20 protein-coding genes are annotated in these 18828 nt (G+C 60.2%); 13 read left to right on the forward strand and 7 right to left on the reverse strand.

What is annotated here, in order from left to right; translation table 11 throughout:
* Window positions 1-17 precede the first annotated feature (17 nt).
* Window positions 18-911, reverse strand: a complete 894-nt coding sequence (locus tag ACJ8J5_RS11880; protein WP_025302685.1) for a helix-turn-helix domain-containing protein — start codon at window positions 909-911, stop codon at window positions 18-20.
* 366 nt (window positions 912-1277) lie between these two features.
* Here ACJ8J5_RS11880 and rsxD point away from each other — a divergent pair, with 366 nt between their 5' ends.
* The 5 genes from rsxD to dtpA all read left to right on the forward strand — a co-directional run bounded on the left by rsxD (window position 1278) and on the right by dtpA (window position 6457).
* Window positions 1278-2363, forward strand: a complete 1086-nt coding sequence (rsxD, locus tag ACJ8J5_RS11885) for an electron transport complex subunit RsxD (protein ID WP_197831952.1) — start codon at window positions 1278-1280, stop codon at window positions 2361-2363.
* A 9-nt stretch (window positions 2364-2372) separates the two neighbouring features.
* Window positions 2373-3002: an electron transport complex subunit RsxG gene (gene rsxG, locus ACJ8J5_RS11890; protein WP_025302683.1), complete on the forward strand. Its 630-nt coding sequence runs from the start codon at window positions 2373-2375 to the stop codon at window positions 3000-3002.
* Window positions 2999-3697, forward strand: coding sequence for an electron transport complex subunit E (locus tag ACJ8J5_RS11895; RefSeq protein WP_025302682.1), 699 nt, complete (start codon window positions 2999-3001; stop codon window positions 3695-3697). Before rsxG ends, ACJ8J5_RS11895 begins: the two co-directional genes overlap by 4 nt.
* A complete protein-coding gene (gene nth, locus ACJ8J5_RS11900) occupies window positions 3697-4338 on the forward strand; it encodes an endonuclease III (RefSeq protein ID WP_019455952.1) in 642 nt (213 codons plus the stop codon). The genes ACJ8J5_RS11895 and nth overlap by 1 nt, the downstream gene beginning before the upstream one ends.
* A gap of 604 nt (window positions 4339-4942) precedes the next feature.
* Window positions 4943-6457 carry a dipeptide/tripeptide permease DtpA gene (gene dtpA / locus ACJ8J5_RS11905; RefSeq protein WP_025302681.1) on the forward strand — a complete coding sequence of 505 codons (1515 nt, stop codon included), beginning with the start codon at window positions 4943-4945 and terminating at the stop codon, window positions 6455-6457.
* A gap of 76 nt (window positions 6458-6533) precedes the next feature.
* On the opposite strand, the gene ACJ8J5_RS11910 is transcribed toward dtpA, so the two are convergent.
* Window positions 6534-8627, reverse strand: coding sequence for a prolyl oligopeptidase family serine peptidase (locus ACJ8J5_RS11910; protein ID WP_197811019.1), 2094 nt, complete (start codon window positions 8625-8627; stop codon window positions 6534-6536).
* A 194-nt stretch (window positions 8628-8821) separates the two neighbouring features.
* The gene (locus ACJ8J5_RS11915; protein ID WP_025302679.1) at window positions 8822-9385 is read right to left on the reverse strand and encodes a helix-turn-helix domain-containing protein; all 564 of its coding nucleotides are present in this window, start codon (window positions 9383-9385) and stop codon (window positions 8822-8824) included.
* 115 nt (window positions 9386-9500) lie between these two features.
* Between ACJ8J5_RS11915 and ACJ8J5_RS11920 the strand changes: the two genes are divergently transcribed.
* Together ACJ8J5_RS11920 and ACJ8J5_RS11925 are read left to right on the forward strand one after the other, a co-directional pair.
* Window positions 9501-10688 (forward strand): benzoate/H(+) symporter BenE family transporter, encoded by a 1188-nt coding sequence (locus ACJ8J5_RS11920; protein WP_049295487.1) that lies wholly within the window; start codon window positions 9501-9503, stop codon window positions 10686-10688.
* A 100-nt stretch (window positions 10689-10788) separates the two neighbouring features.
* Window positions 10789-11292 carry a cupin domain-containing protein gene (locus ACJ8J5_RS11925; protein ID WP_033652588.1) on the forward strand — a complete coding sequence of 168 codons (504 nt, stop codon included), beginning with the start codon at window positions 10789-10791 and terminating at the stop codon, window positions 11290-11292.
* Here the strand turns inward: ACJ8J5_RS11925 and ACJ8J5_RS11930 are convergent.
* A complete protein-coding gene (locus tag ACJ8J5_RS11930; protein ID WP_025302676.1) occupies window positions 11257-12111 on the reverse strand; it encodes an aminoglycoside phosphotransferase family protein in 855 nt (284 codons plus the stop codon). The genes ACJ8J5_RS11925 and ACJ8J5_RS11930 overlap by 36 nt on opposite strands.
* 182 nt (window positions 12112-12293) lie before the next feature.
* Here ACJ8J5_RS11930 and ACJ8J5_RS11935 point away from each other — a divergent pair, with 182 nt between their 5' ends.
* Window positions 12294-12674 carry a RidA family protein gene (locus tag ACJ8J5_RS11935; protein WP_028128181.1) on the forward strand — a complete coding sequence of 127 codons (381 nt, stop codon included), beginning with the start codon at window positions 12294-12296 and terminating at the stop codon, window positions 12672-12674.
* A 712-nt stretch (window positions 12675-13386) separates the two neighbouring features.
* On the opposite strand, the gene ACJ8J5_RS11940 is transcribed toward ACJ8J5_RS11935, so the two are convergent.
* Window positions 13387-13767, reverse strand: a complete 381-nt coding sequence (locus ACJ8J5_RS11940; protein ID WP_025302674.1) for a nuclear transport factor 2 family protein — start codon at window positions 13765-13767, stop codon at window positions 13387-13389.
* 276 nt (window positions 13768-14043) lie between these two features.
* On the opposite strand from ACJ8J5_RS11940, the gene ACJ8J5_RS11945 reads away from it, so the two are divergent.
* On the forward strand, window positions 14044-14313 hold the full coding sequence (locus ACJ8J5_RS11945; protein ID WP_004938382.1) for a hypothetical protein: 270 nt from the start codon (window positions 14044-14046) through the stop codon (window positions 14311-14313).
* On the opposite strand, the gene ACJ8J5_RS11950 is transcribed toward ACJ8J5_RS11945, so the two are convergent.
* Window positions 14310-14702, reverse strand: coding sequence for a nuclear transport factor 2 family protein (locus ACJ8J5_RS11950; RefSeq protein WP_004938379.1), 393 nt, complete (start codon window positions 14700-14702; stop codon window positions 14310-14312). The genes ACJ8J5_RS11945 and ACJ8J5_RS11950 overlap by 4 nt on opposite strands.
* Before the next feature lie 202 nt (window positions 14703-14904).
* Between ACJ8J5_RS11950 and ACJ8J5_RS11955 the strand changes: the two genes are divergently transcribed.
* The 4 genes from ACJ8J5_RS11955 to gstA all read left to right on the forward strand — a co-directional run bounded on the left by ACJ8J5_RS11955 (window position 14905) and on the right by gstA (window position 17902).
* Window positions 14905-15600: an HD domain-containing protein gene (locus ACJ8J5_RS11955; protein ID WP_049204298.1), complete on the forward strand. Its 696-nt coding sequence runs from the start codon at window positions 14905-14907 to the stop codon at window positions 15598-15600.
* Between the two features lie 95 nt (window positions 15601-15695).
* Window positions 15696-15959, forward strand: a complete 264-nt coding sequence (locus tag ACJ8J5_RS11960; protein ID WP_004938373.1) for a DUF3811 domain-containing protein — start codon at window positions 15696-15698, stop codon at window positions 15957-15959.
* A gap of 360 nt (window positions 15960-16319) precedes the next feature.
* Window positions 16320-17204: a 4-hydroxy-tetrahydrodipicolinate synthase gene (dapA, locus tag ACJ8J5_RS11965; protein ID WP_414104665.1), complete on the forward strand. Its 885-nt coding sequence runs from the start codon at window positions 16320-16322 to the stop codon at window positions 17202-17204.
* A gap of 92 nt (window positions 17205-17296) precedes the next feature.
* Window positions 17297-17902, forward strand: coding sequence for a glutathione transferase GstA (gene gstA, locus ACJ8J5_RS11970; RefSeq protein ID WP_025302671.1), 606 nt, complete (start codon window positions 17297-17299; stop codon window positions 17900-17902).
* Between the two features lie 39 nt (window positions 17903-17941).
* On the opposite strand, the gene pdxY is transcribed toward gstA, so the two are convergent.
* Window positions 17942-18802 (reverse strand): pyridoxal kinase PdxY, encoded by an 861-nt coding sequence (pdxY, locus tag ACJ8J5_RS11975; protein ID WP_043141216.1) that lies wholly within the window; start codon window positions 18800-18802, stop codon window positions 17942-17944.
* Window positions 18803-18828 lie beyond the last annotated feature (26 nt).

Raw genomic sequence — 18828 nt, forward strand, 5'->3', positions numbered from 1 at the left:
CCACAGCCCGGCGCCGTTTAATCGATAGAAATCAGGTAGGTGTAATCCACTTCAATCTGGCGCAGTTTGGACTCGGGGTTCCACTCTTTGGTTTGAATGATCTCCATTTCCATACTGCCGCGCACCTCATCCTTCAGCCCCGGCATCACATGCGACATCAGGTAGCCGAAAAACTGCAGACACTCTTTCGCCGTGCCCTTATGGTTGATGGAGATAAACTCGCGGCTCGGCAGATGGAAGGTGTCGATCTGATGGTTGGAAAGAATATCCTTTTTGTGTTCAGGATCGACCGCCATCACCAACGTGGACGAGAGCTCGTCGCCCTCCCCGGCATGAGGAGAATAAATGCTGTAAATTCGCCGACAGTCAACGTGCAACCCCTTGAAGAAGTCGTTGAAAATCTCGTCCTTCATCGCCATGCAGGAAGAATATTCCAGCTCCTGTTCGGAGGCGAAATCCAACCGGCGCGTGAAACCGACCAACTGCATGTCGGGCAGCGTCAACCGCTTCACTTCCGGATAATAACCGGCACCGTAGCTGGCTTCGAAGTTAAAGCGCGGCATCAGGTTTTTCACGTCCCAGTGCGCCATCGAGCGGTAGCGATTGGGCGTGGTGCCGAAGCGCTGCTTGAACATGCGGGTGAAGGTCTGCTGTGAATCGAAGCCCAGCTCATCGGAAATGTCGATGATGGAGCGGCGAGTAATGCGCAGCGCCACCGCGGCGCGCGTCAGGATGCGCGAACGGATATAGGTGGCGAGTTGAATGCCGGTAATACGCTTGAATTTACGCTGCAGATGCCACTTGGAATAGCCCGAAATACGCGCGACTTCATCCAGGTTTGGCCGTTTCTCCAGATGTATCTCCACCCACTCAATTAGCTCTTCAATAAAAAAAATGTCTTCATTTGTCATTATTATGGATTCACTGACTCAATAATGTTCGCGATAGTAACCTACACGGATTATGTGAAAGTTGTTATTTTGTGCGGAAATCTGGAGAAAAATGATATCTCATTCAGACGCTTAACCCATTTCCCGCGGTCGATGGCGGCACAAGTTCCACTGACAATTCCTCACGTTAGCCCATTTACCGGCCAAAAAAAAATCAAATCGCGCCGTCCCGATCGCCAGATGTGCGGAAAGCCGAATACCCCTACCATTAAGGCGTATTACCCTCGCATCGAATCAGGTAGAATGCTCGGCTATTATTTTTTGCCGCGCCCGCAATTCGGCGCATCGAAACTGCCGCAGGCGCGGCGCAGAAGGTATCGTTACTCTATGAAGTTCAGGCCGGTATCACCCACAGCCGCCAAAGGCTTACACATCGCCAGCTCGCCTTTCACCCACAACCAGCAAAGCACCAGCCGCATTATGCTGTGGGTGATGTTGGCGTGCATTCCCGGCATCGCGGCGCAGATTTGGTTTTTCGGCTACGGCGTGCTGATCCAGGTGGCGCTGGCGGCGATCGTCGCGCTGGCCGCGGAAGGCGCGATCCTCAGGCTGCGCAAGCTGCCGGTGCGCAGCCGGCTGGCGGATAACTCCGCCCTGCTGACCGCGCTGCTGCTCGGCATCAGCCTGCCGCCGCTCGCGCCGTGGTGGATGATCGTCATCGGCACCTTCTTCGCCATCGTTATCGCCAAACAGCTGTATGGCGGCCTTGGGCAAAACCCGTTCAACCCGGCGATGGTCGGTTACGTGGTGCTGCTGATCTCCTTCCCGGTGCAGATGACCAGCTGGCTGCCGCCGGATGAGCTGCGCGCCACTGCGCTGTCGCTCCACGACACGCTGCTGACCATTTTCAGTGGCCATACCTCGCAAGGCGCGACGCTGCACGAACTGCAGATGGGCGTGGACGGCATCAGCCAGGCCACGCCGCTCGACGGCTTCAAAACCGGCCTGCGCAGCGGCCACAGCGTGGAACAGGTGTTGCAGCAGCCGCTGTTCGGCGGCGCCCTGGCCGGCATCGGCTGGCAGTGGGTCAACCTCGGCTTCCTGGCCGGCGGCCTGTTTATGCTGGCGCGCCGCCTGATCCACTGGCAGATCCCGTTCAGCATGTTGGCCGCCATCGCCTTCTGTTCCGGCCTGGCCTGGTGGATCGATCCGGCGCATCAGGCTTCGCCGCTGATCCACCTGTTCTCCGGCGCCAGCATGCTGGGCGCGTTCTTTATCGCCACCGATCCGGTCAGCGCCTCGACCACGCCGAAGGGCCGTTTGATCTACGGCGCGCTGATCGGCGTGCTGGTGTGGCTGATCCGCGTCTATGGCGGCTACCCTGACGGCGTGGCCTTCGCCGTGCTGCTCGCCAACATCACCGTCCCGTTAATCGACCACTACACGCAGCCGCGCGTGTACGGCCATCGCTAAGGAGCCGCCATGCTGAATTCCATGAGAAAGCACGGCACCACGCTGGCGGTGTTTGCGGCGGTCACCACCGGCCTGACCGCCGTGGTCTACGCCCTGACGAAAACCACCATCGCCCATCAGGCGGCGCTGCAGCAAAAAGCGCTGCTCGATCAGGTGGTGCCACCGGAAAACTACGACAACATCATGCAGAACGAATGCTTCCTGGTCAGCGATCCGGCGCTGGGCGACGGCGCGCCGCACCGTTTGTACCTGGCGCGCAAAAACGGGCAGCCGACCGCCGCCGCGCTGGAAACCACCGCGCCGGACGGCTACTCCGGCGCTATCAAACTGCTGGTCGGCGCCGATTTCAACGGCACGGTGCTCGGCACCCGGGTGATTGAACACCACGAAACCCCGGGGCTGGGTGACAAAATTGAACTGCGCATTTCCGACTGGATTTCTTTCTTCAGCGGCAAGAAAATCGAAGGCCCGGACGATAAGCGCTGGGCGGTGAAGAAAGACGGCGGTATGTTCGACCAGTTCACCGGCGCGACCATCACCCCGCGTGCGGTGGTCAATGCGGTGCGCCGCACGGCGTTGTATATGGAAACGCTGCCGCCTAAACTTGAAAGCTTACCTGCGTGTGGAGCCAGCGAATGAGTGAAGCCAAAGAATTGATCGTCCAGGGGTTGTGGAAAAATAACTCCGCCCTGGTGCAGCTGCTGGGCATGTGTCCGTTGCTGGCGGTGACGTCCACCGTCACCAACGCGCTGGGCCTGGGGCTGGCCACCACGCTGGTGCTGACGTTGACCAACGCCTCCATCTCCGCGGTGCGCCGCTGGGTACCGAGCGAGGTGCGTATTCCTATCTACGTGATGATCATCGCCGCGGTGGTGAGCATCGTGCAGATGCTGATCAACGCCTATGCCTTCGGGCTGTATCAGTCGCTGGGCATCTTTATTCCATTGATCGTGACCAACTGCATCGTGGTGGGCCGCGCCGAAGCGGTGGCCGCCAAGAAGCCAGTCGGCCTCTCGGCGCTGGACGGCATGGCTATCGGTCTCGGCGCTACTGGCGTGATGGTGACGCTGGGCTCGATGCGCGAACTGCTGGGCAACGGCACGCTGTTCGACGGTGCCGACCTACTGCTGGGCAGTTGGGCCAAGTCGCTGCGCATCGAAGTGGTGCACTTCGACAGCCCGTTCCTGCTGGCGATGCTGCCGCCGGGTGCCTTTATCGGCCTGGGGCTGCTGCTGGCGGTCAAATATCTGATCGACGAAAGAATGAAGGCGCGCAAAGCCCGCGCCGTGGCAGTGGAACCGCTATTGGAACAAGGACGTGCTGAGAAGGCCTGATGAACAAGCAGAAGCGACTGGAAATTCTGACCCGGCTGCGCGACAACAACCCGCACCCGACCACCGAGCTGGTGTACACCACGCCATTTGAACTGCTGATTGCGGTGCTGCTGTCTGCGCAGGCCACCGACGTAAGCGTCAACAAGGCGACCGCCAAGCTGTACCCGGTCGCCAACACCCCCGCCGCCATGCTGGCGCTGGGGGTTGATGGCGTCAAGGAGTACATCAAGACCATCGGTCTGTTCAACAGCAAGGCCGAAAACGTGATCAAGACCTGCCGCATGCTGCTGGAGCTGCACGGCGGCGAAGTACCGGAGGATCGCGCCGCGCTGGAAGCACTACCGGGCGTCGGCCGCAAGACCGCCAACGTGGTGCTCAATACTGCCTTCGGCTGGGCGACCATCGCCGTCGACACCCATATCTTCCGGGTGTGCAATCGCACCCACTTCGCGCCGGGCAAGAACGTCGATCAGGTGGAAGAGAAGCTGTTGAAGGTGGTGCCCGCCGAATTCAAGGTCGATTGCCACCACTGGCTGATCCTGCATGGGCGCTACACCTGCATCGCGCGCAAACCGCGCTGCGGTTCCTGCATTATCGAAGACCTGTGCGAGTATAAAGAAAAGGTTTATCCGGAATCCTGAGCCTGTTGGGTGCGGCAAACAGCACCCGTCGCTTCCTCTCCCCCCGCCAGCGCCTCTTTTTTATCGGAAATGTGATATTGCGCAGCAGTAACCCCGGTGTTATCACGGTTTTCAGTGAAAAACTCAGTGCCGTGTTATTTTCAAGCGAAATATTAGTCGAAAATTGCGGTGAACGTCACGCTTTCAGGATCACAAGGCGTTCACAAATGCCAGCCCCGTTTTCTTAAATTTCTATAATTTTACAAAATGCGTCATATGCACAACATTCCAATGGATTAATAACCACGCATACACTGATGCGCTAAAAAATAGCAATTCAGCAGAATATATCCCTGTTTAAAATCCGTATAGCTTTTAATCAAAACAAAAAATCGGCAAATCATTAAAACCCGAAAGTTAATACTGCATAACATTTGCAACATCGCAGCATAATCCTGCGAGCGTTAAATGTAACCGAATATGACAAACTGCTTGCCACGTTGACAAAGATAGTGAACATTAACCGCCGTCCCCATCCTATAACAACGCAAAAGGATGCCGTTCCGCATCAACTTTTGTACTTTCCCGTCCTCCAAAGACGGGCTGCGAAAAAACAGAGGTACCAGTGTCAACAGCAAACAACCAACACCCGGAGAGCGTTAGCCTTAACGCGTTCAAACAACCGAAAGCGTTCTATCTGATCTTCTCGATCGAACTGTGGGAGCGTTTCGGCTATTACGGCCTGCAGGGCATCATGGCGGTTTATCTGGTCAAGATGCTCGGCATGAGCGAAGCCGACTCCATCACCCTGTTCTCTTCCTTCAGCGCCCTGGTATACGGCTTCGTCGCCATCGGCGGCTGGCTGGGCGACAAGGTGCTGGGTGCCAAACGCGTGATCGTGCTCGGCGCACTGGTGCTGGCCGCCGGTTACGCCATGGTGGCCTACTCCGGCCACGACATCTTCTGGGTCTACATGGGTATGGCGACCATCGCCGTGGGCAGCGGCCTGTTCAAGGCTAACCCGTCCTCCCTGCTGTCCACCTGCTATGAGAAAGACGATCCGCGTCTCGACGGCGCCTTCACCATGTACTACATGTCGGTGAACATCGGTTCCTTCTTCTCCATGCTGGCCACCCCGTGGCTGGCAGCGAAATACGGCTGGAGCGTGGCGTTCTCCCTGAGCGTGGTCGGCATGCTGATCACCCTGGTCAACTTTATGATGTGCCACAAGTGGGTGAAGGAAAACGGCTCCAAGCCTGACTTCAAGCCGCTGCATCTGCCGAAACTGCTGATGGTGCTGGTCGGCATCGTGGCGTTGATCGCCGTGTCCAGCTGGCTGCTGCACAACCAGGTGATCGCGCGCTGGGCGCTGGCCCTCGTTTCCGCCGGCATCGTGCTGGTGTTCGCCAAGGAAACCTTCGCCCTGCACGGCGCCGCACGCCGCAAGATGATCGTCGCCTTCCTGTTGATGCTGGAAGCGGTGGTGTTCTTCGTGCTGTACAGCCAAATGCCAACCTCACTGAACTTCTTCGCCATCCACAACGTGGAACACAGCATCTTCGGCATCGCCTTCGAGCCTGAGCAGTATCAGGCGCTGAACCCATTCTGGATCATGCTCGCCAGCCCGATTCTGGCCGCGCTGTATAACAAAATGGGCGATCGCCTGCCGATGCCGCACAAGTTCGCTTTCGGTATGATCCTGTGCTCCTGCGCCTTCCTGGTGCTGCCATGGGGCGCCAGCTTCGCCAACGAACAGGGCATTGTGTCGGTCAACTGGCTGATCCTGAGCTACGCGCTGCAGAGCATCGGTGAGCTGATGATTTCCGGCCTGGGTCTGGCGATGGTGGCACAGCTGGTGCCGCAGCGTCTGATGGGCTTCATCATGGGTTCCTGGTTCCTGACCACCGCCGCCGCCGCGCTGATCGCCGGTAAGGTTGCCGGTCTGACCGCCGTCCCAAGCGACATCAACGACGCGCACGCTTCGCTGGCCATCTACAGCCATGTGTTTATGCAAATCGGCATCGTCACCGCCGTCATTGCTATCCTGATGATGCTGACCGCGCCGAAACTGTACCGCATGACGCTGGATACCACCGAAGACGCCAATCAGAAAGCGCAGGAAGCCACCGCGGCTCACTGATCGTCGGCAGATTGGGCGTAAATAAAAACACCGAGGTTAACGCCCCGGTGTTTTTTTATGCCCGCAATAAACGGGTTTACGCTGATTTGGGTTTATCGCTCAGGTTGGCCCACATGAATTCGCTTACCAGTGCGCTGTGGAATGCCGCCTGTTGCTTGTCGGCGGCGGCGCTGTGCCCGCCTTCGGTATTTTCATAGAAATAAGCCTGCTGATACCCCATCGCCTGCATGCGCGCCGCCATTTTGCGCGCGTGGGCCGGGTTGACCCGATCGTCGCTGGTCGCGGTATAGAACAACACCGGCGGATAGGCCGTCTGCGTCTGAATGTTGTGGTACGGCGAGAAGGTCTTGATGTAGGCCCACTCCTCCGGCTTGCTCGGGTCACCGTATTCGGCGATCCACGACGCGCCGGCGGAAAGCTGCGTATAGCGCTGCATGTCCAGCAGCGGCACTTCGCAGACGATGCAGCCGAACAGCTGCGGATACAGCGTCAGCATATTGCCCACCAGCAGGCCGCCGTTGCTGCCGCCGCGCGCACCGAGATGCGGCGCCGAGGTCACCTGGCGTGCGATGAGATCTTCGGCCACGGCGGCGAAATCCTCGTAGGCGCGATGGCGGTTCTGCTTGAGCGCGGCCTGGTGCCAGGCCGGGCCGTATTCGCCGCCGCCGCGGATGTTGGCCACCACGTATACCCCACCGCGTTCCAGCCAGGCCGGCGCCTTGCCGCCGAGATAGCCCGGCAACAGCGGCACTTCAAACCCGCCGTAGCCATACAGCAGCGTCGGCGTGCTGCCGTCCGGTTTGAGATCTTTGGCGGCAATCTGGAAATACGGCACGCGGGTGCCGTCCTTGGAACGCGCAAAATGCTGGCTCACTTGGTAGCCTGACGCGTCAAAATCCTGCGGCGCTTGTTTCAGCAGCGTCGCCTCACCGCCGTCGAGGTTGCCCATATACAGCGAGGTCGGCTGCAGGAATCCGCTGATGGTCAGGAAATAGGCGTTGCTCTCTTCGTCGATGCCGCCGGCGGAGATGGTGCTGATGGCGCCGGGGTTGCCCAGCGGACGACGTTGCCAGCTGCCGCCCTGCGGCGTCAGCACTTCCAGACGGTTGACCACGTTATCCATGATACTGAGGATCAGATGATCGCGGGTACCGCTGTAGCCGCTCAGCGCCTGCTCCGCCGTTGGGGTAAACAGCAGTTGCAGCTCGCGCTTACCCGCCAGATAGTCATCGAAGTTGGCCGCCAGCAGCGCGCCGGACGGATAGCGCTTGCCGCCCACCTCCCAGTCGCTGCTCGGTTTGATCAGCAGCCATTCCCGATGCGTATCCAGCTCGGCGTCGGCCGGGATATCGATTTTTTTCTGCCGGCCGTCCTGCATCAGCAAGAAATAGTCGCGGCGGTAGAAGTCCAGGCTGCGGCCGACGAAATCGCGCTCAAAACCCGGTGTGCGGTCGTGATAGGCGAAGACCGCCATGTCCTCGGGCTGCGCTTCGTACAGCGTTTCGGCGGCGCTCAGCGGCGTGCCGCGCCGCCAGCGCTTGGCGATGCGCGCGTAGCCGGACTGGGTCATCGAGCCGGGGCCGAAATCGGTGGCGATGAACAGCGTATCCCGATCGACCCAGGAGACCCGACTTTTCGCCACCGGTACATTAAAACCGTCTTTGACGAAGCGTTTGGCCACCAGATCGAATTCGCGGATCTCGGTGGCGTCACCGCCGTCCGGCGACAGCTGCATCAGGCAATAACGGTATTCCGGCGCCAGCGGTTGCGAGCCCTGATAGACCCAATCCTTGCCCTCCGCTTTGCCCAACGCATCGATATCCAGCACCGTCTCCCAGGCCGGTTTGGCCTTGCGGTACTCGTCCAGCGTGGTGCGCCGCAGCAGGCCGCGCGGGTTGGCCTGATCCTGCCAGAAGTTGTAATAGTACTCGCCGCGCTTGCTCACCCACGGGATTTGGGTGTCTTTATTGAGGATATCCAGCACCTCGCGCTCAATGCGCTGAAAGTCTTCGCCCTGGCCGAAACGCGCCACGGTGCGCTGATTTTCCTGCTGCACCCATTGCAGCGCTTTTTTACCCTGCAGCTCCTCCAGCCACAGGAAGTCATCGCCGGCGGCCGCGCCGCCCTCCGCCGCCATCGCCAGGCGGATACTGTTAGGTAATGAAGTCATCGCGAATACGGCTCCTGCGGTTTGCGCACTGAGTTTAATGAACTGACGTCGATTGGTGACCGGCAAAATCAAGCTCCTTTTGAGTCGGCTACAACGCCGCCCCGTCATGGGCGACAGCCTGTGAAATAAGAGTCATTTTCAACAAGGTAGGCGTTTGGCGGCGCGGAGTCAAAGCCCGCGGCCACCGCGTTGAGTCAGGATTGAGGATAGTGGATCAGATCGTGGATGCGCACCGTTTGTGAACTGGCGTTGCGGTAGGCGTGCGGCCGATCGGCCTGAAAGCGCATCGCTTCGCCGGCCGCCAGGCTGTGCCATTCGCCGTCGATCGCCAATTCTAGTCGGCCGCTGATCACGATCACATGCTCGATCACGCCCGGCTCATGGGGCGACGATTCGCTGAGCGCGCCCGGTGCGAGATCGATGACGAACATATCGAAACCCAGCTGGCGGTCGTAGGGAAACAGCGGCACCACGCGCATATCAGCATTGTCCTGATCGTACACCGGCAGTTCACCGTAGCGGTGCAGCGTCGCCTGTTGCTGAGCGGGCGACGCCTCAAGAAAGGCGGAGAACGCCACGTTGAAGCCGGTGGCGATCTTCCACAGCGTCGCCACCGTCGGGCTGGATTCACCGCGTTCAATCTGCCCGAGCATCGCTTTGCTGACGCCGGTGTATTCCGCCGCCTGCGTCAGGCTCCAGCCGCGCTGTGTGCGCAGCGTGCGAAGGGTGTGCGCCAAATGGCCGGCAAGTTCCTGCATCCTGTTCTCCTCTGCGTATCGTGCCCGATTATACCCGCTTGTGCGCTATAGCGCACGGTGCTATGCTGATTTCTTGTCGTGCGTTATAACGCACAATTACCGATTGGAGCTCCTCATGCGCCCAGCCCTCTCCCTGCGCCATCTGACCCTGCCCGCCATCATGGCCGGCTTTGTCGCCGTTCTGGTGGGTTACACCAGCTCTGCCGCGATCATTTTCCAGGCCGCCGCCGCCGCAGGCGCCACGCCGGCGCAGATCGGCGGCTGGCTGAGCGCACTGGGGATCGCGATGGGTGTCACCTCGCTCGGGCTCTCGCTTTACTACCGCACCCCGATCCTCACCGCCTGGTCGACGCCCGGCGCGGCGCTGCTGGTCACCAGCCTGCCCGGCACGCCGATCAACGAGGCGATCGGCGTGTTTATCTTCGCTTCCGGTCTGATCCTGCTGTGCGGCGTCACCGGGCTGTTCGCCCGCCTGATGGACTACATCCCGCAGGCGATTTCTGCGGCGATGCTGGCGGGGATCTTGCTGCGTTTCGGGCTGGACGCCTTCGCTTCGCTGCAGCTCAATTTCCCCCTCAGCGCCGGCATGGGGCTGGCCTATCTGCTCAGCCGCCGTTATCAACCGCGCTACGCCATCGTGCTGACGCTGGCGGTTGGGCTGGCGATCGCCGCGCTGCAGGGCAATATCCAGCTAACGCAGCAAGCGCCGGCGTTCGCCATGCCGGAATTTATCGCGCCGCATTTCAATTGGCCGACGCTGCTCGGCATCGGCGTGCCCTTCTTCGTGGTCACCATGGCTTCGCAAAACGCCCCCGGCATCGCCACGCTGCAGGCGGCGGGCTACCGCGTCCCCACCTCACCGCTGATCGCCTGGACGGCGCTGACCGCACTGCTGCTGGCGCCGTTCGGCGGCTTCTCGGTGTGCATCGCCGCGATCACCGCCGCCATCTGCATGGGGCCGGACGTGCATCCCGATCCGCAGCGACGCTATATGGGCGCGGTGGCCGCCGGCGGTTTCTACCTGCTGGCCGGGCTGTTCGGCGGCGCCATCGGCCTGCTGTTCAGCGCGTTGCCGGTCGCCCTGATCCACACCATCGCCGGGCTGGCGCTGCTCGGCACCATCGGCGGCAGCCTGCAACGCGCCCTGCATGATGAAAAGCAGCGCGACGCGGCGCTGATCGCCTTCCTCATCACCGCCTCCGGCGTCACGCTGCTCGGCATCGGTTCGGCCTTCTGGGGCATTGTCGGCGGCGCCATCGCCCATCTGCTGCTGTCGCTGCCGCGGCGAACCACCGAGGCGTAACGGGCGGTCTACATTGACAAGCGACGCCGTGGCGCCTTCACTTTCTCTGTCGTCTGAATGTCAATCCACCTAATAAGTGACGCCGTCACCAAGGAAGCTTATGACCGAGAAAGCCGCGCTGTTGGCCCAGCGCCTGATACGCAATGTCGAACAGGTAGAGATGAAGCATGACCGGCGGCCGCCGCTGTATGACAGCGTCGGCGCTCGTCTCGGCACCGGCACCGCCGCCGACAAGCTGGGCGCTTCTTTCGATTGTGTGGCGCCGGGCATGCGCTCCTGCCCCTACCATTTTCACTACGCTCAGGAGGAAATGTTCATCATTTTGGAAGGCAGCGGTACGCTGCGCGTGGCCGGAGAAATGCTGCCGATCGTCAGCGGGGATGTCATTTTCATTCCGCCTGGCCCGGAATACCCGCACCAGATCATCAACACCTCCGATGCGCCGCTGAAGTACCTGTCCGTCAGCACGCGCGAACAGCCGGAAGTGGTGATGTATCCGGACTCAGGCAAATACCAGGCGATGGCGCGCGGCAATGACGGCGAACAGGTGCGTTATCTGCAACGCCCTTCAGCCTCGCTCGATTACTGGCAGGATGAACCCTGAATCGCCGGCCGGCAACGGGAGATCCAACGCGCGCGCCGCCAGCTCGGCCACGCGGAAGTCGATATCCGCCGCCTGCCCGTCTTCCATAAACCAGGCGGCGGAGAGCCCCGCCCAGGCCAGGATCCATTGCAGCAAGCGCCGGCGTTCCAGCCCGGCCAAGCGACAGACCTGTTCTACGCGCCGCTGGAAAATGGCCGGATCGGTGGCGATGCCGTAGTTGGGATTACAGAAGATATTGGCGTAATCGAAGCCCCGTTCGCCGTACAAACGCTTGGGATCGATCGCCAGCCAGCCGCGTTCGCCGAAGTCCAGCACGTTGTCATGGTGGATATCACCGTGCAGCACGCTTTCATCTCGCGGGCTACTCAGCAATTCCGCCGCCGTCGTGGCGCTGAGACGCAGCATGCCGCCGTGCGCCTGCGCCGCCGGCCACAGCGAGCTGAACCACTCTTGCAACGGGATCAATTCGGGCAGCGGTGCCGCGCGCGGCGCATGCAAGGCGGCGATCGCCCGGCACAGGATCGCCGTGGCCTGCTCATCGTCGCCGTCACGCACCAGCTGCGCCAACGAGCTTTCGCCCTGTGCGCGCTCCAGCAGAATGCCGTCTTCGTGCCACGCCAACACCTGCGCGGCGCCTTCCCCGCGCCACCAGCACATCAGCTGGCCGCCGAAGCGCTCCTCCTGCTCGCGGGCGATCTTCAGCATGGCGGCCTCGCCCCGGTAACGCACCGGCATCAGCAGGCTGCTGTGGGTTTCGAAGGCTTTACCGTCCTGTTCCAGTTGCCAGCGTTGCAGGTAGGGAGTAAAAAGCGGGTTCATCGTCTCATGCGTCCTTGTGGCCGATCTGCGCCGCACTGTCACATTCGGGTGAGAGACGACGTATAAAATAAAGAGGGATGATACGCTCATATATCATCGGTGTGCGGCGTCTGGCCGCCGTTTCCTCAGTATCCTAACCAAGTTTGTCGCTTTTATTAACCGGTCTTGCGCGGGGTTTGATCATGACATCATTAAAACGCACGAATTATCCGCAGTTGCCTACGCCGGGCGGCCCCTATGTGCATGCGGTGCGCCACGGCGATCGCCTGTATGTGTCGGGCTTGACGGCCTTCGCCACCGACGCGCAAGGCTTAAGCGCGCCGGAACAGACGCAGGAGATCCTCGAGCAATTGGCGACCATCGCCGCCAGCGAAGGCGTGAATCTCAAGGCCTTGATTAAAATCAGCGTGTTCCTGACCGACATCGCCGATCTGGCGGGCGTGCGCCCGGTGCTGTTTGACTATTTCGACGGCGCGCTGCCGGCCTGTTCACTGATGGCGGTCAGCGCGTTGTTCTCACCCGCAGTGTGTGTGGAAATTGAGGCGGTGATGGCGTTGCAATAAGGCGCGGCTAGAGCACAATGCTGATTCAGTTAAGCGTTTTTCTGCAGGCGTTCGTGACATTTTCGGTCGATAAAAGTGAGATGCCTCATGTGGCTCACGCACCTCGACCGAGCCAGGGGCCAAAGGCGCGGCCCCTGGCAACCCGCGCCTTTGCCCTATCAGACGGTTGGCTTTGCCAACTGCCCTCTCTCCGCCATAGCACATTGAGGCCGGTTGCGACAGGCGTCCCTGCCTGTCTCACCTGAAACCGCCGTCCATGGCGGTTTCTCCTAATGCGCTATGCCTGCGTTCGGCGTCTTCAAGGGCGCCCAACACCGCGCTCATCTCCAACTTCTCTGCCATAACCTCATCAGCGGCAGATTTCCCGGTAGCTGCCAGCTCGGGTGTTGACCTTTAACGCGCATCACCGGCTGCCGAGCAAGGCGGCGTTGTCAGGGGCAACCGGCCAGGGAAGGCCGGTTGAGGCGAGACTAACAGGGACGTTTGTCGCAGCCGACCCGCCCGACAATGCAGACACGGCGAGGGTATCCGCGCAGCGGACAGGCGGTGTTAAGCAAAGGCGCGGGTGTAGGGGCCGCGCCATCGGCCCCTACAATTGCCGTTCATGTTGGCCACAAAGAAATGCGGAACATTGACGGCAATTCCCCTGCACAGAACGCCCAGAGGCTGGATAAGAAAAATGCCACTCAGGCTTAAGTGAGCGGCATTGCGGCTAGAGCGCACCTTCATCCGGCATGCAGGGGCCGATCTTGAACCAGGCTTTGGCGATCTGCCCCTGTTCCACTTCGTAAATGGCGATGACATCCATTTTGCCGCGCCCCTGCGGGAAGTTGCGCGTCACCACTTCCTGATCGACCACCATATTCCCCACCGCCATGCGTTTTATCCGTTCGCCATACAGACTCGGCTCCTGGAAACGCACAAGATGTCGTTCACGGATCGCCGCCTTGCCGCTGGCCAGCAGCGTGTCGGGATGCTCGTAATACTGCGCGTCGTCCGCCCAGCAGGCCATAAAGGCCTCGATGTCGCGGGCGTTATAGGCGTCAAGCTGTTGTTGAACCACATCCTGCGGGCGTGCCGTTTTATCGTTCATCACATCCTCCTGCCGAAGTTAACCGCCGCATACGTCGAACCCATCACGTTAACCGCCCAGTGCTGCAGCTTGATGACACGGCGAGTTTTGAATAAAAAACCAAAAATAGCGAATAAATAACCTATCACGCCCGATGGTTAATTCAAGCGCCCGCGCATAAATTTTCTGCGCCGCGCCAGGGGCGATGAAAACCGCATAACGCCACGCGTTAATCTTTGCGGCGGTTAGGGAAATTCTGCTAATTTAGCGTGAACAGCCTGATGATAACGAAACGCTATGCAGCAAAAACCGGTGTTGGACGAAGCCAGACAGTTAAAACGACTCAACGCCGCCACGCGGCGCCAATCCCATATGTACAAATGGATCGCGCTGATTGCGGCGCTAGATGCGCTGTTGGTGTTTTGGTATGACCGGGATATGCGCAACGTCACCTTCTCGGGAGCGGTTGCGCTGGTGTGCGGCTATTTGTGGATCCGCGATCGCAACAAGGCCCGGGGTTACCGGCGCGAGTTCGACCGCAAATTCGGCAAGCGCAGCGGCGATTAAGGCTGCATTGCTTCCAGCACTTTAGCGCTGTCGACGATCTGCACGAACTTCACGATTTTTCCGGCGCGAAGCGTATAAATATGCGCAAAGGAGGCGCTGAAGGATTTGCCGGTGGCCCGGTAAGTGCCGTGATAAAAACCCTGAGCGATCACGTTGTCGCCGGCATCGTAAAAGTGATCGACGTCGGCGCGGTAACCTTGCCATTCGCTGCCCAGGCGCTGATGCACGTTCTTGATGATGTTCTCCGGGCCGATATAGGTACCGGCGTAAGGGAAACCCGCGGCTTCGGTCCACTCTGCATCGGGGGCCAGCGCCGCCAGCAGATTGCGGCCGTTTTCTTCGGAGCTGCCTTCATAGGTTGCGCGCACTATTTCAAGAGGGGTTGGCATGTCTCTTCTCCAAATGGCTGATGAGGATATTCCGGCCATCCCCGCGGACACAGGCTCTCACCAAGCGGAGACGGCGGAATGCGGCTATTCTAGGTTGCTTGTTTCGCTGCAAAAACCGCAGTTATGACAATAGTGGGTTGCACTTTAGTAAACAATAACCATTTTTCTGTCATTTTCCCGGCATCCGACACGGCTATGCTGATTGACCGATTTTCCCCAACAGGAGCTGAACGTGTCTTTACCCTCGCTGACGCAAGAGTTGTTACAACCGTTTTCCCCCTACCAAACGCTGGCGCAAACGCTGTTGCCGCTCACCCTCGAGTCGGACGACGGTTCGCATGACGTGGCGCACCTGCATCGAGTCTGGAAGAACTGCCGCCACATCAGCAAGCTGGAAGGCGGCGACCGGCGCATTCTCTGCGCGGCGGTGCTGCTGCATGACGCCGTGGCGGTGGAAAAAAACTCGCCGCAGCGCCATCTGGCCTCGCGCATGGCGGCGGAGCAAGCCACGCTGACGCTGACCCGGCTGGAATGGGCGCCGGCGGACATCGCGGCGGTAGCCCACGCCATTGAAGCGCACAGTTTTTCCGCTGGCATCCCCCCGCAAACGCTGGAGGCAAAGATCCTGCAGGACGCCGATCGTCTCGACGCCATTGGCCTGATTGGCGTGGCGCGCTGCTTCTATATCGGCGGCCGCATGCGCAGTGCGCTGTACGACGCCGCCGACCCGCGGGCCGAACATCGCCAATACGACGACAAACGTTTCAGCCTGGATCACTTCGAAACCAAGCTGTTCAAACTGCAAGACGGCTTCCAGACTGCCGCCGGGCGGCACATGGCCGAGCTTCGCACCGAACGCATGCGGCGTTTTGTCGATGATCTGCTGGAGGAGGTGTAATGCCGGCCTACGGGGCATTTTCGTTATGCCCATAACATTTTCGGTCACATAACACCGTTAAACTGAAAGCCAACTTCACCGAACGGGCGGCACAGATGAAAAAGTTGACGTTGAAAGAGATGACGGAAAGCGAGCAACGGGAAGTCAAAACCGAGCTGGACAAAGCGCGTAAAAGCCACGGCCGGCCGCTGACCAACGCCGAACAGCACAAGGTCAAGGATGAAGTGGTGGCGCGCATCATGGCCGCCAGAGCAAAGCTCGCCAAGGCAGAGCGTGCAGAACGCAAAGCCAACCGCTACCGGCCAAGCGGCGACACCTTCAGTTGGTCCGCCACTATCGGCTCCCGCCCGCCGCGCTGAGCCAGTCAAACCCTCCCCGCCGCGGCGGGGATTTTATTTATTAGCCAAACTCATCCCTGCTGATGAATCATGAATAACAATGTTATCAATCTGTTGTAAATTGACAGCCTGATGAAGAATATTCATTATCACCCCACTTCCCCTTTTCACGAGACTGCCATGGCCTACCCACGCAACGCTGATATTCTGATGACACCTGCGTTGTCCGTTGGCGGTTTGGCGGCGGTTAAATCGAAGAAACAGACGCTCATTTGACCGGGGCGCGCTGTCCCGTCAGATGAGCTGACTGGATGGCCTGCAACGCCCCGCCTTCAATTTTCTCATCTGGCTTCTCTGTCGGTCACACAGAAGGAATATTTTATGGCCTCATTTTCGGGTATTTGGGTGGCGATGGTTACCCCTTTCAATCAAGATGCCGTCGATCTGCCGGCGGTTAAACGCCTAGCGCGGCACCTGCTCGACGCCGGCATCGACGGCCTGGTGGTCTGCGGCTCTACCGGTGAAGCCGCCGCGCAGAGCAAGGAAGAACAGCTGGCGGTGCTCGACGCCGTGCTGGAGGTGGCGCCCGCACACCAGGTGGTGATGGGCCTTTCCGGCAATAACATGGCCGCCACGCTGCAGATGCAGCAGGCCATTCAGCTGCGCGACATCGCCGGCGTGCTGATCCCGGCGCCTTACTACATCCGCCCTTCGCAATGCGGCCTGATCGACTATTTCACCCAGTTGGCCGACGCCTCCACCGTGCCGGTGATCCTGTACAACATTCCGCAGCGCACCGGCATCGCCATGGAGCTGGCCACGCTGCGCCGGCTCGCACGTCACCCGCGCATCACCGCCATCAAGGACTGCGGCGGCAACCCTGACGCTACCATGGCGCTGATCGCCGACGGCGAAATCGATGTGATGACCGGGGAAGACAATCTGATCCTCACCACGCTGTGCCTCGGCGGCACCGGTGCCATTTCCGCCGCCGCGCATGTTCACCCGGAGCGTTTCGTCCAGCTGGTACAGCAAGTCGCCACCGGCGATCTGGCCGCTGCGCGCAGCAACTTCTATGAGCTGCTGCCGATGATCCACCAGATGTTCAGCTTCCCGAATCCGGCGCCGGTCAAGACGGTACTGGCCCAACAGGGGCTGATCGCCAATGAGTTACGTTCGCCCATGCAGGTGGCGCCGCAGGCGCTGCAACAGCAGATCGCCGCAACGCTGGCGCAGCTGCAGACAACCGAGGCGCTCATCGGTTAAATTTGTAAGCTAAGCCGCTGTAATTTTGGCGCTATGGGACTACGATGAGAGGTTAAGCATGCCCGTCATTCGTCATCAACAAGGAGCTTCCGATGAAACTGTTCTATAAAGCCGGCGCCTGTTCGCTGTCCCCGCATATCGTGCTGCGCGAGGCAGGGCTGGATTTTACGGCGGAGAAGGTCGATCTGGCGCAGAAGAAAACCGAGAGCGGCGCCGATTACCTCGCCATCAATCCCAAGGGACAGGTCCCGGCGCTGCTGCTGGACGATGGCAGCCTGCTGACCGAAGGCGTGGCGATCGTACAATACCTGGCGGACCGCGTGCCGGACCGCAACCTGATCCCGGCGGCGGGCACCCTGTCGCGCTACCACGCGATCGAATGGCTGAACTACATCGCCACCGAACTGCACAAAGGGTTCAGCCCGCTGTTCAACCCGAAGACGCCCGAGGAATACAAAACCATCGCGCGCGCCAGGCTGGAGCAGCAGTTCAGCTATCTGGATTCGGTGCTGGCGAAGCAGCACTTCCTGTTGGGGAGCCGTTTCAGCGTGGCTGACGCCTACCTGTTCACCGTGCTGCGCTGGGCATTCGCCCTGCAGTTTGACGTGCGCAAGCACGCCCATCTGGCGGCCTGGTTCGATCGCGTTGCGGCGCGCCCGGCGGTAGATGCGGCGCTGAACGCCGAAGGATTGAAGTAAACACTCGGCCCCGGTGGCTATCGCCGGGGCCCGTTGCACTTACAGTTTTACCGCTTTGAATTCGCTGCGCGGCTGCACGATCCGATCCTGCGCCGCCACCACCTGCAGCTCGTATTCCCCCATCTCCTGAGTCGTCAGCATCACCTCATACACGGCGGCGGTCACGTGCTCCAGCGCTTTATCCAGCGCCTCGCCCTTCAGTAGATCCACCAGCAGCAGACCGCTGGTCAAATCGCCGACGCCGACCGGCTGACGCGCGCCGAAGTCCACCAACGGCCGGCTGATGTGCCAGGCCTCGTCCGCTGTCACCAGCAGCATTTCGAAACAGTCGGCGTGATAGCCGGCGCGGGCCAGGTGCTTGACCAGCACCAGCCGCGGCCCTTTGGCGATCAGCACGCGGGCGGCCTGCACCGCATCGGCCACGTTGGCGACGGCCATCTGGCTCAGCATTTCCAGCTCCAGCAGGTTCGGCGCCACCATGTCGCTGCACGGCAACGCCTGGCGGCAGTGAAACTCGGCCACGCCCGGCGCCACGATGCAGCCTTTTTCCGGATGTCCCATCACCGGATCGCAAAAATACCAGGCGTTCGGGTTCGCCTGCTTAACCTGACGCACGATCTCCAGAATATGGTCACCCTGCTCCGGCGAACCGATATAACCGCTCAGCACCGCATCACAGCGCTTCAGTTGATCGATATTGGCGATTCCCTGCGCGATCTCAGTCAGGTGACTGGCCGGCATGACGCAGCCGGTCCACTGGCCGTATTGCGTATGGTTGGAGAACTGCACCGTGTTCAGCGGCCAGACGTTGACGCCCATGCGGCGCATCGGAAACTCAGCCGCACTGTTGCCGGCGTGACCAAACACCACGTGCGACTGGATAGAAAGAATGTTTTTCATCGACAGACTCGTTCTGAATACGGCAG

It is taken from the genome of Serratia sp. CY43202 (assembly GCF_052168755.1).
Taxonomy (GTDB): Bacteria; Pseudomonadota; Gammaproteobacteria; order Enterobacterales; family Enterobacteriaceae; genus Serratia; species Serratia bockelmannii.